Here is a 21,917-nt window from a genome sequence, read left to right as displayed (position 1 = left end):
TTTATTCCTCCCAATTAATTAAACCTTTTCTCTTGAAATAGTTTAGGAATCTTCTCTCAATTAAGCGATTGAATTTTGTAACTAAACCATCTGTTTTTTTCACTGGTACTACCATTATTGTATAAAGTCCATTTCTATTACCGCCAAAGACGTCAGTTAACATTTGATCACCTATCACAACGACTTCAGATTTATTAACGTCCATTAAATTCGAAGCTTGTCTAAATGCTTTACCTCTTGGTTTGCGTGCTTTGAAAATATAATCAATGTTTAACGTCGATGAAAATGATGCGACACGTTCTTGATTATTATTTGATACAATCGTTACGGTAATATTTTGTTCTTTCATCTCTTCAAACCATGTTCGTACTTCATCAGTTGGATCTTTAACATCCCAACCAACTAAAGTATTATCTAAATCTGTAATGATTGCTTTTATATTTTTTGATTTTAAATGTTCAGGCTTAATATCAAAAATAGACTGAACATATTCATTTGGCAAAAAGTATTTAGTAAAAATTCCCATTATTACACCTCAATATTATTCTTATTTTAACATAAATTAAAAGGACATTCCTTTTAGTTGAATACAAAATAAAAGTGTTGCAAATCGAATTAGATTCGCAACACTAAATATTATTCAGTAATTTCACGGTCAGATTCTTTTTCAACATCTGTATTCGCAAAAATCACAAAACCAACAAGTGCTGTAGCAATGACAGCGATAGCCATTAATATTAACATGATACTGCCTCCTTATGCCACTCTATTTAATAATAATTTTACAATTTTACTGGAATTCACGCAAGCTACTTTTAAGAATTCTTCAAAAGTAACATCTGATTCTTTATCTGCTAAGTCTGAAACTGCTCTTGTAACAATGATAGGTACGTTAAATTGGTGACACGTTTGTGCTATAGCGCCAGCTTCCATTTCAACGACGCTTGATGTAGGAAAGTTAGATTTGATTTCTTTACGCTGTTCAAACGATCCAATAAAACTATCACCAGTTGCAACTTCTCCAACAATACCATTTAAGTTCAGATTCTCTATAGATGACTTCGCAAGAGATATCAATTCTTCTTTTGTTTCATAATATTCTGGCATACTTGGAACTTGTCCAAATTTATAACCAAATGCAGTCGCATTAACATCATGATAATAAACTTTATTACTGATGATTATATCTCCAATATTTAATTGATTGTCTACTGATCCAGCTGACCCCGTATTAATAACAAGTTCTGGATTGAATTCATCAATTAATAATGTAGCTGTAATAGCAGCATTGACTTTACCAATTCCACTTTGTGCAAGTATAATTTCTTTGCCCTCTAATTGGCCTCTATAAAAAATAACATGTGCTTTTTGGATTGTTTCTATATTTTCAATAGATGACTTTAAAATTTCAACTTCTTCTTCCATTGCTCCAATTATACCAATCATGCTTATCACTCCATCATTTTCATTCTTATTTATATTAACATAATTAGCATACTTTGAAACATGTTTTTAGTTATTCCATAAATCTTGTAATCCTTGTAATGATAATATGCCAGCAATTAATGTAGTTAAGACGGCAATGATACCAATTATAATCATCCAAGCTGGATGTTTATAATCACCAACAATACTTTTCTTTCTAGATGCTATAAGAATTGTTCCTAATGTGATTGGTAATATTAGTCCATTTAATGCTCCCGCAATGATAAGTAATTTTACTGGTTTACCTATTGTTAAGAAGACAATAGATGAAACGACAATAAATATAATTATAACTAAATTTCTATGATTTTTAATAGATGGATGTAATGATTGGATAAAGGTTGTACTTGTATATGCACAACCAATTACTGACGACAGTGCTGCTGCAAACAAAACAACTCCAAACACTTGTTTACCGACTGGACCAAGTACATGTTCAAATACTGATGCAGGCGGATTATCTGGATTTAAAGTAAAACCAGTTATTACTACACCAAGAACAGCTAAGAATAAAAATACGCGCATAACACCTGTTGTTAAGATTCCTGATATTGCTGCTCTATTAACAAATGGTATGTAATGTTTTCCAGTGATACCTGCTTCAAGTAATCTGTGTGCACCTGCAAATGTGATATAACCCCCAACAGTTCCACCCACAAGTGTAATAATTGGTACAATCAGCTTATTTATATCGTCTGGTGCAACCATTTTTTGTGCTGCTTCAACTACTGGTGGTTTTGTTAAAACCATTACGTATGCAACTATTGCGATCATCAGTACACCTAAAATTTGTGTAATAATATCTACAACTTTTTGTGCGTTTCTAACTATAAATATTAGAATTGCTAATACACCGGTAATTCCGGCACCTATTCTAACGTCTATCCCAAATATAGCATTTAAACCGAGTCCTGCACCAGCTACATTACCAATATTAAAAGCTAAGCCTCCTATAGCAATTAAAATAGCAATAACTGTTCCTAACCCCTTAAACACGTCATTCGCTATATCTTGCCCACCTTTACCAGCAACCGTGATCACGCGCCATATATTAATTTGAGCACCAATGTCAATTAATATAGATGCGAGAATAGCGAAGGCGAAACTCGCCATAAATTGTTCAGTGAATACTGCAGTCTGCGTTAAAAATGCTGGACCGATAGAAGAAGTAGCCATTAAGAAAACAGCACCCCATAAAATTCTTCTATGTTTATTTGTGTATTCAAACGGTTTGTTTAAATCCTCATACCCTTTATTCTGTTTCATAAATTAACCTCCTAGTTCATTGCACTAATTTGTATACTTTCAGATTTAAATTGATTCACAATTTTTTTAACAAAGTCTAGTGCATGTTGGCCATCGCCATGTACACAAATAGTGTCCGCTTCAATCGATATTTCATTGCCATTTATCGTTTTAACTTTAGATTCTTTAACCATTTTAATCACTTGTGTAACAGCTTTTTCAGTATCTTTAATGAGTGCACCTTCTTTTTTACGAGAAACAAGTTGTCCATTATCTTCATAAGCTCTATCAGCAAAAACTTCGCTTTTATAAGTTAATTTGTGCCTTTTACAAGATTCGATTAATTCACTATTTGACAAACCTACAAACAATAGCTGATCATCGAAGTCTTTTACTGCTTTAACAATTGCATCAGCTATCTCAGGATTTTTCGCACCCATTTGGTAAAGTGCACCATGAGGTTTAACATGATAAATCTTAGTATTATGAATTTTACAAAATCCTGACAACGCACCTAGTTGGTAGATCACTAAGTCGTATACTTCATTTGGTGTAACATCCATATTTCTACGACCAAATCCATTTAAATCTTGAAATCCTGGATGGGCACCAATGTGTATATTATGTTCAACAGCCTTTTTAACCGTTTCATTCATAACATGTTGGTCACCTGCATGAAATCCACAAGCTATATTTGCAGAAGTAATCAACGGTAAAATAAGTTCATCATTACCTAGTTTATAATTACCAAAACTTTCTCCTAAATCGCAATTCAAATCAACTTGTACCATGTAGCATTCTCCTTAAACAATTTTATGTTCATGTAAAAATTTAATCGTAATATCATTTTTTATATATGGTTCATAGCTTAATACGCGATATAGAAAATCTAACGTAGTTGGAAAACCATCTATTACAGTTTCTTCTAAAGTACCTTTCATCTTCTCAATTGCTTCCAGTCTATCTGTTCCTTTAACCAATATTTTAGCAACTAAAGAATCATAATACGGTGGTATTAAATAATTATCATAAAGCATACTATCCACTCTCGTATTAAATCCATTTGGTAAATGTAATGCTTTTACTTTTCCAGCTGCAGGTCTAAATTCTTTTTCAGGATTCTCAGCATTTATTCTACACTCGATCACATGACCATCAAATCGAATATCTTCTTGACCAATTGTTAAGTGCTCGCCATTTGCCATTAATATTTGCTGTTTTATTAAATCTACACCCGTTAATAATTCCGTTACAGTATGTTCTACTTGGATACGCGTATTCATCTCTAAAAAGTAATATCCATCATCCGTTAGTAGAAATTCAATTGTTCCTGCACTTTCATAATTACAGGCTTTAGCAGCTTTAACTGCATCATCATGGAGTGAAGTGCGTGTATGTTCATCAAGTGCTGCGCAAGGTGCTTCTTCAATTAGTTTTTGGTTTTTTCTTTGAATAGAACAATCTCTTTCACCTAAATGAATGACTTCATCATGACTGCTTCCTAACACTTGTACTTCAACATGTCTTGCCTTATCAATAAATGTCTCAATATATACACGTTTGTCGCTAAAATATTTCTCGCCTTCTGATTGTGCCTCTTTAAAGCATTTTTCTAATTCAGATTCGTCATTAACAATTCTTATACCTTTACCTCCGCCACCACTAGCAGCTTTTATTACAAATGGATAATCAACTTCTAATGCAACATTACGTGCTTCTTCAATCGTTTTAACTTCACCAATCGAACCAGGAATAATAGGAACATCAGCATGATACATTGTTTCTCGTGCTTTGATTTTATCTCCCATTAAATCCATTGTATTATAGCTTGGGCCAACGAAAATAATTTTCTCTTCTTCTACTCTTTTTCTAAAAGTAGTCGATTCAGATAAGAAACCATATCCTGGATGAATAGCGTCAGCTTTGCTCATTTTACAAGCTTCTAATATTCGATCAATGTCTAAATAACTTTCGGCAGATTGATTTGGTCCAATACAAATAGCTTCGTCAGCTAGTTGAACATGCAAACTATTTTTATCGACTTCAGAATATATTGCAATTGTTGTAATGTTCATCATTCTACATGTTCTTATGATTCTAACAGCGATTTCTCCTCTGTTTGCTATTAATAAACGTTTAATCATTTCAATCCCCCTTTACTTTAATGTGATGATGATTTGTCCATATTCTACTGGATCTCCATGACTAATATGAATATCTTCAACAACTCCGTCATATTCACTCATAACTTCATTCAATACTTTCATTGATTCTATGTACCCTACTGTTTGACCTTTCTTAACTTCATCTCCAACTTTAACGAGTGGATTGCTTAATTGTTCTTCATCTTGTAAATAAAATGTTCCTAAGATTTCTGCATCAATAGTTGCATGATTATGTTGTTGTTTATTTTCCGAAATATTGTTATCCTCTTCACTTACTACAGTTTCAGGACTCGTTACTTCAGATACTTTATTTTTTAAATCTAATTCTAATTCAATAGATTTGTCTTTATAATTCATATAAGAAACGTCATTTCTTTTCATTAATTTGATTACTTCTTCTATTTTTTTGATATTCACGCTTTATTCCCCTTTTATAAGTTTTGCAATTTTTTTAGATTTTGGTCTAATATTACTTAAATCTTTATATTTGTTTAATTTAATAGATTTTATGTCTTGATTCATTTGATGAATATAATCTTTGTAATCTTTTGTAGCTTCTTCTACAGAAACCCACTTAAATTCAATATGGTCATGTGCTTTTAATTGAGCAAGTTTTTCTCGACCTGCAAAACTAACTGTAGCAATTTTGGTATATCCCCCTATTGTTTGGCGATCATTTAAAAGTATAATAGGTTGCCCATTATTAGGTACTTGAACACTCCCTGGTGCGATTGGTTCAGATATAATATCAGCATTTTCTAAATGAACTAAATTTTTGTTACCATTTAATCTATACCCCATTCTGTCTGACATTTCAGAAATACTATATGTTTGATTTACTAGTAACTGATGAGATGCCGTATCAAATTGATCAAATTGAAGTCCTTTAACGATTGGAATTGTATGAGGTTCTTCTATACTTTTAATGTTAAAAGTATTGCCTATAATGTCATGATTTAGCGCTTTTTCATTGAAATAAAATACATCATTTCGTTTTAAAGTTCTACCATTATATCCGCCTATTCCACTTCTCGTATGTGTGGAAGCGCTTTCTAAAATGTGTTTAATTTTTAATGATTTATGAAATGCCAAATAACCTCTTGCACCTGATTTAATTGTTTGTATTTTAAGAATTTGTCCCTTCTCAACATATACAGCAGTATTCACCGGAATTTGTTGTTCATCTAAAAAAATCTCTGCATCTTGAGCTACAAAAGCAATTATATTTGAAGCATTAAATTGTAATACAGGTCCATTCATCGTAATTTCTAGAACTGCCCCATCATCATTATCAACTAATGCATTAGCTAAATTATATAAATATTGACTCATAACTCCTGCTACAGAGAAGCCATCTTTTTCATATTTTGTTCTTCCAATATCTTGTACAGTTGTAAATAGACCTGGCTTTATACATTTCATTTCATTTCACCTACCAATTGACTATAATCAAATCGTTCTCTTTTAATTTCTAAATCAATTTTGTTAAATTCTTCTTCATCTATAGATTTAAATGAAATATAATCGCCTGCTTCATATAAAATCATAGGATTTCTCTCTAAATTAAATACATCAATTGGTGTACGACCAATAATTTGCCATCCGCCAGGAGACTCTTTTGGATATAAGCCAGTTTGATTATGAGCTATACCGACAGAACCTGATTTAATTTTACTTCTAGGTGTCTCTTTTCTTGGTGTATATATTTTTTTATTTAATCCACCTAAAAATGGAAATCCTGGTAAAAAACCTATTGCATATATTAAATATTTTTCTTCTGTATGTAATTTTATAACTTCAGCTTCAGTTATGTTTGCATGTTCTGCTACAACACTTATGTCTGGACCATGTTGTTCCCCATAAACAACTGGTAAAGTAATTAATTTTTTAGATTTAACATTATCTTGTAAATTAAAATTAACGTTTTGCAGATTCAACTCTTTAATTAAAGTATCAAAAGAATATTGTTGTGCATCAAAGGCTACCATTAATGATCTATATGAAGATGTCACACTCAATATTGCTGGATGATTAACACCCTCGATATATAACGATATAGTTGAAATTTTTTCTCTTATCATAGAATCAATTTCATTCTTTTCATAAATCATAAAGTGCGTTTCGTTAATTTGCTGAATATCCAATATACCACCCCTTTAAACATTCTTTGTATAATATTCAGATTATTATAACTTTTTCTCTTTATCATAATATCATGATTTCCGCATTAAAAAAAAGAGGCATAGACAAATTAATTGTCTATGCCTCTAGCTATTATAAGTTCTAGTCTATTTTTACAATTTTAACTTTCATTTCATTGCCATTTGGTAATGGGACGTTAACTTCGTCATTAATTTTTTTACCAATTAAAGCTTTAGCTATTGGAGATTCATTTGAAATTTTGCCTTCAAATGGGTCAGCTTCTGCAGAACCTACAATTTTATAACTTTCTTCATCATTACCTGGAATCTCAGTAAATGTTACAGTTCTACCAATTTGAATATCATTTTTTGAACCATTATCTTCAATAATTTGTGCATGACGAATCATGTTTTCGATTTTTTGAATTTCTTGTTCAATAAAACCTTGTTCATCTTTTGCAGCATCATACTCAGAGTTCTCAGATAAATCTCCGAAGCTACGCGCTACTTTTATTTTTTCAACGACTTCTGGTCGTTTAACTGTTTTTAATTCTTCTAACTCTTTTTCTAATTTGATATAGCCTTCCTGTGTCATAGGAAATTCTTTTTGTGTTTCCATTCTTCCATCTTCCTTTACTTTGTAATTATTTAAATATTTTTAACTAAGGATTGAATCTTTGTTGTCATGATATCAATAGCTACCTTATTACTACCACCTTCAGGGATGATGATATCCGCGTATTTCTTTGTTGGTTCTATAAACTGGATATGCATCGGTCTTACAACTGATAGGTATTGATCAATTACTGATTCCATAGTACGTCCTCTATCTTTAATATCTCTTGTTAGTCGGCGTAATATTCTCAAATCAGCATCAGTATCAACATAAATCTTAACATCCATTAAATCTCTTAAACCTTCGTTTTCTAAAGCAAATATACCTTCAAGTATTATAACATCTTTAGGTTCGAATCTAATCGTTTTATCACTTCGTGTATGATTTGAATAATCATACGTTGGCACTTCTATTGCATGTCCTTCTTTAAGGTTCTTTAAGTCATGCGTTAATCTTGCATTGTCGAAAGCAAATGGATGATCATAATTTGTCTTTAATCTATCGTCAAATGACATATGTGATTGATCTTTATAATAGTAATCTTGCGCAATTAATGCAACACTATATCCATCTAAGTTTTTCATAATTTCGGATGTTACAGAAGTTTTTCCTGAACCAGAACCCCCTGCAATACCTATAATAGTAGTCTTTCCCATCAAACGATTCCCTTTCTCATCATGTTATTTGGATAAATCGGGCTATCCACTTTTATTTGTACAATTTGTAGTGGATGTCTTGCCGCATCTAATTCTTCTCCATTTTCATCATAAATTTTATTTATGACTTGTGTGAAATTATCTATTTCAGGACCAAAAAACTCTATTTCTTGACCAGGTTTAAAATAATTTCTTTGTTGGATGGTAGCTATTTGTGATTCTGCGTCATAGTCTAACACTAATCCACAAAAATCAAAAGGTGTTTTTTTATTTGCTTCTTTTCCAAACATTTGTTCTTCAAATTGCGGAACACCTTCAAAGAATGCAGGAGCAGTATCTCTGTTCGCACATTTATCCAATTCAATTAACCATCTAGGATCAATTTTAAAGTTTTCAGGGTCTTCAGCGTAACGATCGATTACTTTTCGATATACTGATACGACTGTCGCAATGTAATGAATAGATTTCATACGACCTTCAATCTTTAATGAATCAATACCAATGTCCATCATTGTAGGGATAGATTCAATTAATTTCAAGTCTTTTGGACTCATTGCAAATGGTGTAATGTCTTTACCATCGAAATATGGCTCTAATTCGCCATCATTTTCTACTGAAATTAGATCATAATCCCATCTACAACTTTGGCAACATCCACCTCTGTTAGAGTCTCTTGCAGTCATATGATTACTTAATGTACATCTTCCAGAATAAGCAATACACATAGCTCCGTGAATAAAGGTTTCTATTTCTATATCAACTTTTTCTTTCATTTCTCGCATTTCTTCTGCACTTGTTTCACGCGCAAGTACTACTCTTTCAAGACCTTCTTCTTTCCAATACTGTACAGCACGGTAATTAGATAAAGATTGTTGTGTGCTCAAATGAATCTCTAGATTAGGGGCCACTCTTTTACATGTTTCTATAATAAGTGGATCAGCTACAATGATTCCATGTGCTCCAGTTTCATTTAAATTTTTTAAGTAGTCTTCTAGCCCTGGAATATTTTCATCATGAGCAAAGATATTAGTTGTGACGTATATCTTCGCTCCATATTTAGCAGCAAATTCTACACCTTCTTTAATTTCATCCATAGTGAAATTATCGGCGTTAGACCTTAATCCATATTCTTGACCACCTAAAAAGACTGCATCTGCTCCGTAATGGACAGCAATTTTCAGTTTTTCTAAATTGCCTGCTGGTGCTAGTAATTCTGGTTTTTTTACTTTGGTCTTACGACTAGCTCCAATAGGTTCTAAAACCTTCATTTTTATCATTCCTTTAATTTAACTTAATAAACAGTTTGTTTAAACATGAATCCTTGATCCATAGGACGATGATCTTTTTGAACTTCTTCAATTGGTTCGAGTAACATAAATTTTTCATCTTCATACAATTCAGGGTTATCATTAAATAAATCAATGGCTTGTCTGTATTGTTCAGTCACAATATTAATATATTCTTCAGATTGAAGAACACCATCAATTTTAAAAGAGTCGATTTGAGCAGTTAACAAATCTTCTAAATCTTCTATTAAACAAATATCATTAGGACTCATAATATGTGTGCCATTACCATCTTCATAAATTGGATATTTATTACTTCTCTCTTCATCATATAAAAGCATATCTTTATTTTCATTTCTATTTTCAATTTTCATTACTTGATCTTGATACATAAAATAATTTCCAAGTAATTTTCTTTTTGATTGGAACATGCAAGTCATACCGTGGACTTGAACTTCAATTTCAACATTGCTTTTTTCTTTAATTTCTAATACTTCATCAATACTTAATTCACGAGCCAGAACAGCACGTGAAGAGCCTCTATCTCCCCAATAATTACATTGGAAGTGGTTCGTTACAATAGTTTCAGCACTCCAGTTTAATGGGATAGGATTTTCACGATGTTTCATTGACATAACAACGGCAGGATCGCCAAATATAATTCTATCTGCTTTCAATTCATGTAATAAGTCAATATAAGCTTCTAAATCTTTTATGTGCTCATTATGAAAAATACCATTTACAGCAACGTATGCTTTTTTGCCATGTGCATGAATCAATTTTATAGCTTCTCGAAGTTCAGGTTCTTTAAACTCACCAGCAAGTCTTAAGCCGAATTTTTCTTCACCTATGACAAATGCATCAGCACCTAACTCTATTAGTTTCTCGATATGTTGGACCGATTTAGGTGTCACTAATAATTCTGTCATTTCGTATTCTCCTTTTTAGAAATAGCCATACCATCACCTATGTTTATCAATGTAGTATTAAAGTCAGAACGATTCATTAACCATTGATTATATTGTTGAACTTTCTTAACCATTTGTTTAACATTTCTATTTCTAACAATATCTATATCACTAACAAATCCATGATATAAAATATTATCAGTGATGATAATGCCATCATCATTAAGAAAAGGTTCATATATTTCAAAGAATTTCTTTGACTGCGCTTTTGCAGCATCAATAAATATTAAATCAAACTTTTGATTATTCTGTAATAATTCGTATCCCACTGAAGCATCAGCAAATACAACTTGAACTTGTTCTTCAAAATCATATTGTTTAATATTTGTTAATGCTTGTTCATACATTTCTTCACTTCTCTCAATAGTCCAAACTTTAATATTAGGATGACATGAAGCAAAATGCATTGCGCTATAACCAATTGCTGTTCCTATTTCAAGAATATGACGTACATCTTTAATTCTAATCATTTGTTTAACAAATTCTGTTGATATTTTGTCCATTATTGGAACGTTATGCTCTGTAGCATATGCTCTTAGTTCATCTATATTTGATGAATCTTGAAAAAGCAATTGTTCGATATATTCTATATCTTTTTCCATGTTACAACTTCCTTACACTTGAATATAATAAAAAACCCAACTAGTGCTTTGACTAGTTAGTAATTTCAATCATACCATTAATATGTTTTCATAAACATTAGATATTTTACCATATTTCCAGATAAATAGTAAGTATAATTACAAAACAAGAACGCTTATAAATCTTACAATAGCGTTCTTGTTTTACATTTTACTATTTTTCTCTATTCTTTTCTTGTTCTTTTAATGTTTCCGCAAATAATATTTTGCCACTTTTCGTGATTGTATAATAATAATATTCTGTATCAGGTGGGTTAATTGTAGAACTTGCAGTTTCATCTGACACGTTACTAATTGGTCCAACTGGAAAACCTTTGTATTCATAGGTATTATATTTAGAATTATTTTTGTAATCTGCATCAGTTAAAGTTTCATTTGGTTCTTTTTTTGTTGCATAACGTACCGTTTCGTCTGAATTTAATGCAATTTGTGGATTATTTTCTATTCTATTCAAGAGTAAAGAAACATATCTAGATTTATCTGTAATTTTTTTCATTTCTAACTCAACCATTGATGACAATGTCAAATACTCATGGAAAGTAATTTTCTTTTCTTCATAATTTGCACGATATTTAAAACCGCCGTTGTCATTGTAAACTTTATATGTGCTATTATAAGTCTCTTTGAGCATAGCTTTCGTTAATTCATCAATTGATACATCATTATTTGAAAATTGATACGTAGATGGCGCTAAATAGCCTTCTAATGGATAACGGATATCTTTATTTAGTACTTCATCAGTAAGCATTTTAGGATATTTTTTCTGTAATTCTTTAATATAATCTTGATCACGCATTTTCTTCAGAAAGTTTTCACGAGTAATTGAAGTATTCTCCTCTATTATACCTGCAATAAGTTCAATATTAGAACCTTCCCTAATTTCAAATTGAACCGCCGTTTTTTGAAATACCTTTCCAGATTCTAAACTTTTAGCTATTTCTTTAGGTGACATAGAAGGTGAAAATTTATATTCTCCAGCTTGAAAACTCGAAATATTATTTAATTTTAAATAATATTTGAAAATAGTAGCATTTCTTATGATTTTCTTGTCAGATAGTTGATGGCTTAACGATTCAATGTTTGTATTTGGGTTCACATTAACGATTATTTGTTCATTGCTATCTGCATTTACTGGTCTCACATTTACTCCTACAACTATTAACCCAACAATAGTTATTAATAAAAATAATAAAAAGAGGATACTGATTATAGTTAAACTAATATACTTCGATAATAATCTAGCATCTTTATATATACTATTTTTTCCCATATGTAACTCCTTATGTAAATTAAATACCCCTAATGATTATATCACATTAGGGGTAAAGTGTACTATTACATATTAATTTTTAAGCTTCATCCATTTCAGTATTAACGATTTCTTCAATCATGTCCCACTCTTCGTCAGTTTCAACAGGTAATAATTTACCACCTTCACCGTCGTCATTAGCTTCATTAATCATAGGGATTAATTCGATTTCTTCATCATCATCAGTGCCTTCTTCAGCTAAAATGATATATTCTTTCTTGAATTCAGGATGATAAAACTCTAAAACTTTACGATATAGAACTTCATTTTCATTTTCGTCGATTAAAGTTAATAATTCTTCCTCATTGTTGATTTCTAAATGTTCTTCATGGTTATGTTCAGTCATTATTCATTCTCCTCATCTTTATTTAATAGAATCTAAATATCCTTGTAAAATAAATACAGCGGCCATTTTATCTATAACTTTTTTTCTTTTTTTACGGGAAACATCTGCTTCTAATAATGTGCGTTCTGCTCCGACTGTGCTCAGTCTTTCATCCCACATCACCATTTTTAATTCTGGTCTTTCTTGTTCAAGTAAGTCCTTAAAATGAATTGATGCCTCACCACGGGGGCCAATAGAGTTATTCATATTTTTAGGCAATCCAATAATGACAGTATCAACATCATATTGATCTATTATTTTAATTAATTCATCAATTCCAAACTCTTCTTTTTCTTCGTTAATACGGAGCGTATCAATTCCTTGAGCTGTCCAACCCATCGCATCACTAACAGCTACACCAATTGTTTTACTTCCTACGTCTAAACCTATTATCCTATTTTTAAGCATTGAGTTCATTTTCTTGCTTTAAATAATTCGATACTAATTCTTCCATAATATCATCTCTATCTAAGCGTCTAATTTGATTTCTTGCTTCGTTATGTCTAGGAATATAAGCTGGGTCGCCAGACAGTAAGTATCCAACTATTTGGTTAACTGGATTATATCCTCGTTCTTCTAAAGTGCGATAAACATTTTGTAGTACTGTTTTGACATCTTCATTCGGAAAATCATCATAGTTAAACTTCATTGTTTTATCAAAATTATTCATCTATTTTTACACTCCCTAACTCCATTAACTTAGTATTGATTATATCATATTCTATTAACACTTAAAATTATAGAGTTTTAATGTAGTTTTTAACAAACTGTAAAGCTTCTGTTACTTTTGATGGATCTGTTCCGCCCCCCTGAGCCATGTCAGGACGACCGCCACCTTTACCATTAGTTATTTGAGCAGCTTCTCTAATAATATCTCCAGCTTTAACTTTATCTGTTAAGTCTTTCGGTACTGAAGATACTAATGAAACTTTTTCACCATTAACACTTGCTAATAATAATATAGTATCTTGCATTCTTGATTTATAATCATCCATTATTGATCTTAACACTTTAGCATTTTCCGCTTCTACTTGTACAGATAATACTTTAATACCGTTAATTTCTTCTACACTATCTTCAATATTACCTGATTTTAATTCAGTAATTGTTTTGTTTTTTTGTTGAAGCTCTTTATCTAAGTCTTTATTTTGTTGTTGTATTTGATCAATTTTTTCAATTGTTCTCGCTTGATCTTTAACTTTAACATGTTTCATTACATCTTTTAAAATTTCTTCTGTAGCTTTTAATGTTTCATAAGCTTTTTTACCAGTAACTGCTTCAATTCTTCTTACACCTGCACCAGTACCTGATTCTGAAAGAATTTTAAATAAACCAATTTCGCTAGTATTTCTAACATGTATACCACCACAAAGTTCGATTGAATAAGATGACATTTCAACAACTCTAACTACATCTCCATACTTTTCACCAAATAGAGCCATTGCACCTTTATCTTTAGCTTGCTCAATTGGCATTTCTTGAATTGAAACGGGAATATTTTCCCATATTTTTTCATTAACAATTTGTTCGATGGTTTCAAGCTCTTCTGCTGTTACTTGTCCAAAATGTGAGAAGTCAAAACGAAGTCTTTCACTTTCAACTAATGAACCAGCTTGATTTACATGTGAACCTAGCACTTCTTTTAATGCTGCATGCAATAAATGCGTTGCTGAATGGTTTTTAACGATTGATTTACGAGCTACCTTATTAACAACCGCTTCAACTGTTTTACCAATTTGCACTTGTCCAAATGTAATACGTCCAGCATGTAAGTTTTGACCATTTGGAGCTTTAATAACTTCTGTTACTTCAATTTCAAACTCGTCATGTCTAATAACACCTTTATCTGCTACTTGTCCACCAGAAACAGCATAGAATGGTGTTTCTTTTAAAATGAACTGGATATCTTCTCCACTTTCAGCATGATCGACTAATTGTCCGTTTAAAATAATATCAGTAATTTCTGATTGAATTTCTGATTGTTCATATCCAACAAACTTGCTTGGCGTCGTAATTTTACCTAAAACTTCATTTTGAACTTGCATGGATTGAGTTTTTTGACGTGCTGCTCTTGCTCTTTCACGTTGTTGACGCATTTCATCTTCAAATCCATCATTATCAATTGTGATACCTTCCTGAGCTGTAATTTCTTCAGTAAGTTCAATTGGGAAACCATAAGTGTCGTATAGTTTAAATGCATCTGAACCTGAAAGTATATTATCTTTTTGTTTTGCTGAATTCATCATTGTATTTAGAATTGCTAATCCATCTTCTAGTGTTTCGTGGAAACGATCTTCTTCAGATTTAACAACTTTTTTAATGAAATCACTTTGTGCTTTTACATTTGGATAATAAGGTTCCATAATTTCTGCAACTATATCTACTAATTTATATAAAAATGGCTCATTAACATTAAGTGTTTGACTAAAACGTACTGCTCTTCTTAGTAATCTTCTTAATACATATCCTCTACCTTCATTTGCAGGTAAAGCACCATCTCCGATAGCAAAGCTTATTGTTCTAATGTGATCGGCTATAACTTTAAACGCAATATCTTGTTCTTTAGATTGTAAATATTTCACTCCACTAACTGCTTCAACTTGTTCAATAATTGGAATAAATAAATCTGTATCATAATTTGTTGGTACATCTTGTGCAATTGAAGTCATACGTTCTAGACCCATACCAGTATCAATATTTTGATTTGGTAATGGTGTATACGTATGGTCAGCATTATGATTGAATTCACTAAATACTAAGTTCCATACTTCAAGATAACGTTCGTTCTCTCCACCTGGATACATTTCTTCAGCTGGATCTTCCTTGCCGTATGTTTCGCCTCGGTCATAGAAAATTTCTGTATTTGGTCCAGATGGTCCTTCACCTATATCCCAGAAGTTACCTTCTATTCTTATAATTCTGCTTTCCTCTAAACCAATCACTTCATGCCATAAATCATATGCTTCAGTATCTTCTGGATGAATGGTTACATATAATTTTCCAGGATCCATAGCCATCCATTTATCACTTGTTAAGAATTCCCATGCATATTCGATAGCTTCTTTTTTGAAGTAATCGCCAATTGAAAAATTACCTAACATTTCAAAGAAAGTATGGTGTCTTGCTGTAAAACCAACATTCTCAATATCATTTGTTCTGATTGCTTTTTGTGCATTAACTATTTTTGGATTTTTGGGTACTTCTCTACCATCAAAATATTTTTTTAATGTAGCAACACCTGAGTTAATCCATAATAAAGTATCATCATCAATTGGCACTAAAGGTGCTGAAGGTTCTACCATATGTCCTTTTTCAACGAAAAAGTCTATATACATTTGTCTAATTTCACTTGCTTTTAAATTTTTCATTATATTCACTCCTCAAATAAAATAAAAAACGCCCATCCCTCGTAAAAGGGACGAACGTATCGCGGTACCACCCTAGTTATGACAAAATGTCATCACTTTAAGTTTATTCAATTTCTATAAAAGAAGTAGCGTTCAATATATATTGTCATGTTTCGCACCAACCAACATGTCTCTTGTAGCAATATATGATTTACTCGGCTTCTTTATTAGTATTCTATTAGATTATAAGCACTGCGTTTTTAGATGTCAATTATTTCATAAAATCATATGGTGTTTTATCTTTCATATTAATCATCGGATCAATTTCATACATAGTCTCTTCAGTTAAAATCAAATTTTTCATTTGTATAGGCTCGTTTGTATTTTCATTATCTTTGTCATCTTGAAAATACATTTTTAATTTAGTATCGAATGAAGTCATCCGACCATGCCCTAGTGTTTGTATACCTTGGTTAAATGCTTTCTCTTCACCACAAATAACTAATGATTGTTTAGCACGTGTAAGTCCTGTGTATAAAATGTTCTTCTGCAACATTCTAAAGTATTGTCTGACGATAGGCATAATAACAATTGGAAATTCAGAACCTTGTGATTTGTGTATAGAACAACAGTAAGCATGCGTTATTTCTGATAAATCTTGTTTAGTATAAGTAATTTCATTTCCTTCATAATCTACAATTACGACATCTTTACCAAGTGCGTTTTCTTCTGCTTTATACACACCGATGACAACACCTATATCACCATTAAACACATTGTCATCTGGACGATTTATAAGTTGTAACACTTTATCATTTTCTCTATATTCAATATCACCATACTCTAAATACCTAGTCGATTCATCTTTAGGATTCAGTATATCCTGTAACAGCTCGTTTAATTTATTAATACCAGCTGGGCCACGATAAATTGGCGCTAACACTTGAATATCTTGCATATTATAGCCTTTGTTGACTGCACCTTGTACAACTTTTTCTACGACTGTTGCAATTTGATTACTGCTACATGGAATAAATGATCGATCATGATGTTTCTCATTAATTGAAACTGTCATACCATTTTTAATTTTATGAGCTAAATCAATAATTGAAGACCCTTCTTGTTGTCTATATACCTCAGTTAAATTAACTCTTGGTATTACTTCAGAATCAATCAAATCTTTAAATATTTGGCCAGGACCAACTGAAGGTAATTGATCTTCATCTCCAACGAAAATAATTTGAGCATAATCAGGTACTGCTCTTAAAAATTGATACATTAACCAAGTATCTACCATAGACATTTCATCCAATATAATTAAATGTGCATGTATATCATTATCTAGTACATCATCAGGCTGAGTATCTTTGCTCCACCCTATTAATCTGTGAATCGTCATAGCCTCTAAATCAGTTGATTCACTAAGCCTTTTAGCTGCACGTCCAGTTGGGGCAGCTAATACTATTGGAAAATCAGATCCTTCTTGATAATCGTCATAATTTAAACTCACACCGTGAATTTCAGAATATAATTCACATATTCCTCTTATAACGGTTGTTTTACCAGTACCAGGACCTCCAGTTAATAGCATCATTTTATTGTTAATTGCAGTTTCTAATGCTAATTTTTGTCCATCCGCATATGATACATCATTCATTTCTTCTATTTGCCCAATATGTAGTTGTAAATCACTTTTTTCAATGTCTTTCAATTCATCTTGATGTTGATATAGGCGATGTATAATTTGAACACTTTTAGCTTCCGAATAATATAAAGAAGGTAAAAAGCAGTTATTATCTTCGATTATAAGCTTTTTATCTTCATTCATTTCAATTATCACGCCATTTAATTGATCTTTATTTACCACTTCTGATTGATTATGATTTAACAGTTCGTATGCACCATTTATGAGAATATCTATCGGTAAATACGTATGACCATTTTGTAAGGACTGTTGATCTAAGAAATAGCTTAATCCAGCAATAAGTCGATCATGATGGTCTTTAGATATACCAACTTGTTCAGCAATTTGATCAGCTCTTTGGAAACCTATACCATTTATATCCATAACTAATCTATAAGGTGTTTGTTTAAGAACATTCAGTGTTTCTTCTTTATAGACTTGATATATAGACATTGCTAATTTAGGACCAAATCCAAGTTCATTAAGTTTAATCATAATGCGTTCTATAGCTTGATTTTCTCGTATAGATGCTGCAATCGTATCTCTTTTTTGTTTATTAAGCTTTGGTATTTCTTTCAATACATCTGGTTCATCAATAATTTTTTGAAGTGCATCTTCACCTAGTTTATCAACTATTGTTTCAGCAGTCTTTTTGCCTATACCTTTAAATAAATCACTAGATAAATAATGGATTACACCTTGTTTAGTTTGAGGTAGTTCTTTTTCAAAAGTTTCTGCTTGTAATTGCTTACCATATTTTGGATGGTTTGTAACTTTACCTTTAAAAAGATATGTTTCTCCTTCAACAATTTGAGGAAGATAACCAACAATTGTGACTTCTTGGTCAAAATCTTCATTTGAGTCCATCACATCTACTTTTATAACGGTATAGTAGTTATCACTATTTTGAAATAAGATTCGAATAACTTCACCTTTTACATGTGAAAGATCAAATAAAGATAAGTTTTCCAATGTTAGTCCTCCTCTTCTTGTAATTGTTCAAACATATTTATCGCATGACCACTTAGTAAATGATCTGGCTGAATGTTGACTGCTTTTCTAAAATAAATCAATGCTTCTTCTGGATCTTCATTTTTCATATACTTAGCTAATCCTAAATTGTATAATGCATCAACATGATTAGGGTCTTTTTCAAGTACATTTTCTAATTGTGAAATTGCTTCTTCAAACATTTCCAATTGGCAAAGTGTTAAACCATATTGAAAACCTATTTCTACATCATCAGAATTCAATTCATTTGCTCTCATAACGTAAGGCAATGCTTCAGTATGCGCACCTAACTCATTAAAACACATACCTAACATAAAGTTAGTATCAGAGTCATTTAACCCTTTTTGTATAGCAAATTGATATAGTTTAATCGCTTCGTCAAACCTTTGTTGATTGTAATATAAATTTGCAAGACTATAATATGCTCCACCGTGCTCTTCATTTACTGTTATTGCCTTTTGGAAGAACTTCTCTGCCTTTTCAAGTTCATCCGCTTCTGACAAAATAGTACCTGCATTAATATAATTTGTTACTTCATTTGGATTCTCTTCAATATTTTCAAATAAAAATTTGAGTGCTTGATCAAATTTTTTATTTTCTATTAATTTTACGATTTCATTTTCACTATGCATGATTTAACTCCTTTAAATATCATTAATTGTAATTATAACAAAAATAAATAGAGGTGCATCAGAAAAGATAGCACCTCTATGAATTTATACCATATAATCTAATTGTTTTTCAGTTTTGTAAACTTCATCAATAGTTGCGCCACCTAGACAAACTTCGCCATCATAAAGTACAACTGCTTGGCCGGGCGTGATTGCACGGACAGGTTGATCAAATGTCACTTTAATTTGATTGTCAGAAATTTTTTCAACTGTAACGTCTGTATCTTTTTGTCTATATCTAAATTTAGCTGAGCATTTCACAGGTTGTGAGAAATCTATGTCATTAACAAATGATATATCAGATGCAATTAAGTAATTACTATATAAAGCATCATGATGAAAACCTTGTTCTACATATAGAATATTTTCTTTTAAGTTTTTGCCAACTACAAACCAAGGATCACCGTCTCCGCCAATACCGAGTCCATGTCTTTGTCCAATAGTGTAATACATTAAACCTGTATGTTCACCCATATCAACACCATCTAAAGTTTGCATTTTACCATTTTGTGCAGGTAAATATTGAGATAGAAATGTTTTAAAGTTTTTTTCACCTATAAAACAAATACCAGTTGAATCTTTTTTCTTAGCAGTTGCTAAATTTTGTTCTTCTGCTATTCTTCTTACTTCACTTTTTTCTAATTCGCCAATTGGAAACATTACTTTAGATAATTGTTCTTCAGTAAGTTGATTTAAGAAATACGTTTGATCTTTATTATTATCTACTCCACGCAACATTTCTACTTTATCACCTTCACGATTTACTCGTGCATAGTGTCCTGTCGCTACGTAGTCAGCACCTAATTTCAAAGCATGATTTAAAAATGCTTTGAATTTAATTTCTTTATTACACATAACATCCGGATTAGGCGTTCTTCCTTTTTTATACTCATCTAAGAAATACGTGAATACTTTATCCCAATATTCTTGTTCAAAGTTCACCGCATAATATGGTATATCTAATTGGTTACAGACTTCTATTACATCGTTATAATCTTCAGTTGCTGTACATACACCATTTTCATCTGTATCGTCCCAGTTTTTCATAAATATTCCTACAACATCATAACCTTGTTCTTTCAATATATGTGCTGTTACAGAACTATCTACGCCCCCGCTCATTCCTACGACTACACGGGTAGATTGATTATTCATTTTCTTCCTCCTTAAATTGATTATATATTTTCATAATTGCATTTACGATATAGTTAATTTCTTCTTCTGTTGTTAATGAGCTAAAGCTAAATCTAACTGATTGCTTCACTCTTTCGTCCTCACCATACATAGCCTCTAATACATGTGAAGGTAAAGTTGATCCCGCTGTACAAGCTGAACCACTTGAAACGTATATATTAGACATGTCTAATAAAGTAAGCATCGTTTCAACTTCGATAAATGGAAAGTACAAATTCGTAATATGACCTGTTGTTTCAACCATGCTACCATTTAATTCAAATGGTATTGCTCGTTGCTGTAAGCCGACTATTAATTTTTCTTTTAAGTTCATTAAGTGAATATTATTCTCATCCATATGTTCATATGCATCCGTTAAAGCTGTTGCCATTCCACAAATATATGGAACATTTTCAGTACCAGCTCTTCTCTTAAGTTCTTGTTCTCCACCATGAATAAAGGTATCTAGCTGTAATCCTTTTTTTACTAATAGTGCGCCGATTCCTTTAGGACCACCAAATTTGTGTGCCGTAACACTTAACAAATCTATAGGCATTTCATCAAATTCAATTGGCATATGACCTATTGCTTGAACTGCATCAACATGAAAGGTAATATGACGCTCTTCCAAAATTTCAGCTATTTCATATAACGGTTGTACAGTACCAACCTCGTTGTTTACTAACATAATAGAAACTAATGTCGTTTCAGAAGTAATCGTTTGTTTTAATTCTTCTAAATCTATACTTCCTTCAGCATTCACATTTATATATGAAACATCAAAGCCATCACGTTCAAGTTCTTCAAAAACATGTAATACAGAATGATGCTCTATTCTACTCGTTATAATATGGTTGCCCAAATGTTTTCTTTTTTTCGCGATTCCTTTAATTGCTGTATTATTAGACTCTGTTGCACCGCTTGTAAAGATAACTTCATTTGGAGTAGCACCTAATATCGATGCAATTTCTCTTCTAGCTTGATCTAAATACTTCCTTCCATCTCTTCCAATAGAATGAATTGACGATGGATTGCCATAGTGTTCAGATAGTATTTCTGTTATTTTCTCTGTAACAATCGGTTTAACTGGAGTAGTTGCTGCATAATCTGCATATACTTTCATGTTGAACGTCC

At 31.6% G+C, this 21,917-nt stretch carries 22 protein-coding genes; all 22 read right to left on the bottom strand.

What is annotated here, in order from left to right:
• Window position 1: 1 nt before the first annotated feature.
• The 22 genes from B2G86_RS02120 to B2G86_RS02015 all read right to left on the bottom strand — a co-directional run bounded on the left by B2G86_RS02120 (window position 2) and on the right by B2G86_RS02015 (window position 21,906).
• Window positions 2-526 (bottom strand): YqeG family HAD IIIA-type phosphatase, encoded by a 525-nt coding sequence (locus B2G86_RS02120; RefSeq protein WP_078356492.1) that lies wholly within the window; start codon window positions 524-526, stop codon window positions 2-4.
• A 230-nt stretch (window positions 527-756) separates the two neighbouring features.
• Window positions 757-1,446 (bottom strand): 5'-methylthioadenosine/S-adenosylhomocysteine nucleosidase, encoded by a 690-nt coding sequence (mtnN, locus tag B2G86_RS02115; protein WP_078356491.1) that lies wholly within the window; start codon window positions 1,444-1,446, stop codon window positions 757-759.
• 66 nt (window positions 1,447-1,512) lie between these two features.
• A complete protein-coding gene (locus B2G86_RS02110) occupies window positions 1,513-2,751 on the bottom strand; it encodes an NRAMP family divalent metal transporter (RefSeq protein ID WP_078356490.1) in 1,239 nt (412 codons plus the stop codon).
• 11 nt (window positions 2,752-2,762) lie between these two features.
• The gene (pxpA, locus tag B2G86_RS02105; RefSeq protein ID WP_078356489.1) at window positions 2,763-3,521 is read right to left on the bottom strand and encodes a 5-oxoprolinase subunit PxpA; all 759 of its coding nucleotides are present in this window, start codon (window positions 3,519-3,521) and stop codon (window positions 2,763-2,765) included.
• A 12-nt stretch (window positions 3,522-3,533) separates the two neighbouring features.
• The gene (locus B2G86_RS02100; RefSeq protein WP_078356488.1) at window positions 3,534-4,874 is read right to left on the bottom strand and encodes an acetyl-CoA carboxylase biotin carboxylase subunit; all 1,341 of its coding nucleotides are present in this window, start codon (window positions 4,872-4,874) and stop codon (window positions 3,534-3,536) included.
• A 12-nt stretch (window positions 4,875-4,886) separates the two neighbouring features.
• Window positions 4,887-5,312 carry an acetyl-CoA carboxylase biotin carboxyl carrier protein gene (locus B2G86_RS02095; protein ID WP_078356487.1) on the bottom strand — a complete coding sequence of 142 codons (426 nt, stop codon included), beginning with the start codon at window positions 5,310-5,312 and terminating at the stop codon, window positions 4,887-4,889.
• 3 nt (window positions 5,313-5,315) lie between these two features.
• Window positions 5,316-6,317 carry a 5-oxoprolinase subunit C family protein gene (locus B2G86_RS02090; protein ID WP_078356486.1) on the bottom strand — a complete coding sequence of 334 codons (1,002 nt, stop codon included), beginning with the start codon at window positions 6,315-6,317 and terminating at the stop codon, window positions 5,316-5,318.
• A complete protein-coding gene (pxpB, locus tag B2G86_RS02085) occupies window positions 6,314-7,039 on the bottom strand; it encodes a 5-oxoprolinase subunit PxpB (RefSeq protein ID WP_078356485.1) in 726 nt (241 codons plus the stop codon). The genes B2G86_RS02090 and pxpB overlap by 4 nt, the downstream gene beginning before the upstream one ends.
• 139 nt (window positions 7,040-7,178) lie before the next feature.
• Window positions 7,179-7,655: a transcription elongation factor GreA gene (gene greA, locus B2G86_RS02080; protein WP_078356484.1), complete on the bottom strand. Its 477-nt coding sequence runs from the start codon at window positions 7,653-7,655 to the stop codon at window positions 7,179-7,181.
• Between the two features lie 29 nt (window positions 7,656-7,684).
• A complete protein-coding gene (gene udk / locus B2G86_RS02075) occupies window positions 7,685-8,308 on the bottom strand; it encodes a uridine kinase (protein WP_078356483.1) in 624 nt (207 codons plus the stop codon).
• Window positions 8,308-9,576, bottom strand: a complete 1,269-nt coding sequence (locus tag B2G86_RS02070; RefSeq protein WP_078356482.1) for a peptidase U32 family protein — start codon at window positions 9,574-9,576, stop codon at window positions 8,308-8,310. Before B2G86_RS02070 ends, udk begins: the two co-directional genes overlap by 1 nt.
• A 23-nt stretch (window positions 9,577-9,599) precedes the next feature.
• Window positions 9,600-10,523: a peptidase U32 family protein gene (locus B2G86_RS02065; RefSeq protein ID WP_078356481.1), complete on the bottom strand. Its 924-nt coding sequence runs from the start codon at window positions 10,521-10,523 to the stop codon at window positions 9,600-9,602.
• Complete coding sequence (locus B2G86_RS02060) at window positions 10,520-11,164, bottom strand: O-methyltransferase (protein WP_078356480.1); 645 nt, start codon at window positions 11,162-11,164, stop codon at window positions 10,520-10,522. The genes B2G86_RS02065 and B2G86_RS02060 overlap by 4 nt, the downstream gene beginning before the upstream one ends.
• Before the next feature lie 193 nt (window positions 11,165-11,357).
• Complete coding sequence (gene mltG, locus B2G86_RS02055; protein WP_078356479.1) at window positions 11,358-12,473, bottom strand: endolytic transglycosylase MltG; 1,116 nt, start codon at window positions 12,471-12,473, stop codon at window positions 11,358-11,360.
• Between the two features lie 79 nt (window positions 12,474-12,552).
• Window positions 12,553-12,858, bottom strand: coding sequence for a DUF1292 domain-containing protein (locus B2G86_RS02050; RefSeq protein ID WP_078356478.1), 306 nt, complete (start codon window positions 12,856-12,858; stop codon window positions 12,553-12,555).
• Between the two features lie 18 nt (window positions 12,859-12,876).
• The gene (gene ruvX / locus B2G86_RS02045; protein ID WP_078356477.1) at window positions 12,877-13,305 is read right to left on the bottom strand and encodes a Holliday junction resolvase RuvX; all 429 of its coding nucleotides are present in this window, start codon (window positions 13,303-13,305) and stop codon (window positions 12,877-12,879) included.
• Entirely contained in the window at window positions 13,298-13,567 is a 270-nt protein-coding gene (locus B2G86_RS02040; RefSeq protein ID WP_078356476.1) for an IreB family regulatory phosphoprotein, read from the bottom strand. The genes ruvX and B2G86_RS02040 overlap by 8 nt, the downstream gene beginning before the upstream one ends.
• A 67-nt stretch (window positions 13,568-13,634) precedes the next feature.
• Window positions 13,635-16,265 (bottom strand): alanine--tRNA ligase, encoded by a 2,631-nt coding sequence (gene alaS, locus B2G86_RS02035; protein ID WP_078356475.1) that lies wholly within the window; start codon window positions 16,263-16,265, stop codon window positions 13,635-13,637.
• A 250-nt stretch (window positions 16,266-16,515) separates the two neighbouring features.
• A complete protein-coding gene (gene recD2, locus B2G86_RS02030; protein WP_078356474.1) occupies window positions 16,516-18,900 on the bottom strand; it encodes an SF1B family DNA helicase RecD2 in 2,385 nt (794 codons plus the stop codon).
• 2 nt (window positions 18,901-18,902) lie between these two features.
• A complete protein-coding gene (locus tag B2G86_RS02025) occupies window positions 18,903-19,571 on the bottom strand; it encodes a tetratricopeptide repeat protein (RefSeq protein ID WP_078356473.1) in 669 nt (222 codons plus the stop codon).
• Between the two features lie 84 nt (window positions 19,572-19,655).
• Complete coding sequence (gene mnmA, locus B2G86_RS02020; RefSeq protein WP_078356472.1) at window positions 19,656-20,765, bottom strand: tRNA 2-thiouridine(34) synthase MnmA; 1,110 nt, start codon at window positions 20,763-20,765, stop codon at window positions 19,656-19,658.
• Complete coding sequence (locus tag B2G86_RS02015) at window positions 20,758-21,906, bottom strand: cysteine desulfurase family protein (RefSeq protein WP_078356471.1); 1,149 nt, start codon at window positions 21,904-21,906, stop codon at window positions 20,758-20,760. Before B2G86_RS02015 ends, mnmA begins: the two co-directional genes overlap by 8 nt.
• Window positions 21,907-21,917 lie beyond the last annotated feature (11 nt).

This window comes from Mammaliicoccus fleurettii, assembly GCF_002018435.1.
Taxonomy (GTDB): Bacteria; Bacillota; Bacilli; order Staphylococcales; family Staphylococcaceae; genus Mammaliicoccus; species Mammaliicoccus fleurettii.
Note: the sequence above shows the minus strand (reverse complement) of the source record. Positions and strands in the feature narration are given on the sequence as shown.

What these genes read in the sequence shown, in the direction of transcription:
- B2G86_RS02120 (WP_078356492.1), bottom strand. Translation starts at nt 526, where the DNA reads ATGGGAATTTTTACTAAATACTTTTTGCCAAATGAATATGTTCAGTCT.
- mtnN (WP_078356491.1), bottom strand. Translation starts at nt 1,446, where the DNA reads ATGATTGGTATAATTGGAGCAATGGAAGAAGAAGTTGAAATTTTAAAG.
- B2G86_RS02110 (WP_078356490.1), bottom strand. Translation starts at nt 2,751, where the DNA reads ATGAAACAGAATAAAGGGTATGAGGATTTAAACAAACCGTTTGAATAC.
- pxpA (WP_078356489.1), bottom strand. Translation starts at nt 3,521, where the DNA reads ATGGTACAAGTTGATTTGAATTGCGATTTAGGAGAAAGTTTTGGTAAT.
- B2G86_RS02100 (WP_078356488.1), bottom strand. Translation starts at nt 4,874, where the DNA reads ATGATTAAACGTTTATTAATAGCAAACAGAGGAGAAATCGCTGTTAGA.
- B2G86_RS02090 (WP_078356486.1), bottom strand. Translation starts at nt 6,317, where the DNA reads ATGAAATGTATAAAGCCAGGTCTATTTACAACTGTACAAGATATTGGA.
- greA (WP_078356484.1), bottom strand. Translation starts at nt 7,655, where the DNA reads ATGGAAACACAAAAAGAATTTCCTATGACACAGGAAGGCTATATCAAA.
- udk (WP_078356483.1), bottom strand. Translation starts at nt 8,308, where the DNA reads ATGGGAAAGACTACTATTATAGGTATTGCAGGGGGTTCTGGTTCAGGA.
- B2G86_RS02070 (WP_078356482.1), bottom strand. Translation starts at nt 9,576, where the DNA reads ATGAAGGTTTTAGAACCTATTGGAGCTAGTCGTAAGACCAAAGTAAAA.
- B2G86_RS02065 (WP_078356481.1), bottom strand. Translation starts at nt 10,523, where the DNA reads ATGACAGAATTATTAGTGACACCTAAATCGGTCCAACATATCGAGAAA.
- B2G86_RS02060 (WP_078356480.1), bottom strand. Translation starts at nt 11,164, where the DNA reads ATGGAAAAAGATATAGAATATATCGAACAATTGCTTTTTCAAGATTCA.
- mltG (WP_078356479.1), bottom strand. Translation starts at nt 12,473, where the DNA reads ATGGGAAAAAATAGTATATATAAAGATGCTAGATTATTATCGAAGTAT.
- B2G86_RS02050 (WP_078356478.1), bottom strand. Translation starts at nt 12,858, where the DNA reads ATGACTGAACATAACCATGAAGAACATTTAGAAATCAACAATGAGGAA.
- ruvX (WP_078356477.1), bottom strand. Translation starts at nt 13,305, where the DNA reads ATGCTTAAAAATAGGATAATAGGTTTAGACGTAGGAAGTAAAACAATT.
- B2G86_RS02040 (WP_078356476.1), bottom strand. Translation starts at nt 13,567, where the DNA reads ATGAATAATTTTGATAAAACAATGAAGTTTAACTATGATGATTTTCCG.
- alaS (WP_078356475.1), bottom strand. Translation starts at nt 16,265, where the DNA reads ATGAAAAATTTAAAAGCAAGTGAAATTAGACAAATGTATATAGACTTT.
- B2G86_RS02025 (WP_078356473.1), bottom strand. Translation starts at nt 19,571, where the DNA reads ATGCATAGTGAAAATGAAATCGTAAAATTAATAGAAAATAAAAAATTT.
- mnmA (WP_078356472.1), bottom strand. Translation starts at nt 20,765, where the DNA reads ATGAATAATCAATCTACCCGTGTAGTCGTAGGAATGAGCGGGGGCGTA.
- B2G86_RS02015 (WP_078356471.1), bottom strand. Translation starts at nt 21,906, where the DNA reads ATGAAAGTATATGCAGATTATGCAGCAACTACTCCAGTTAAACCGATT.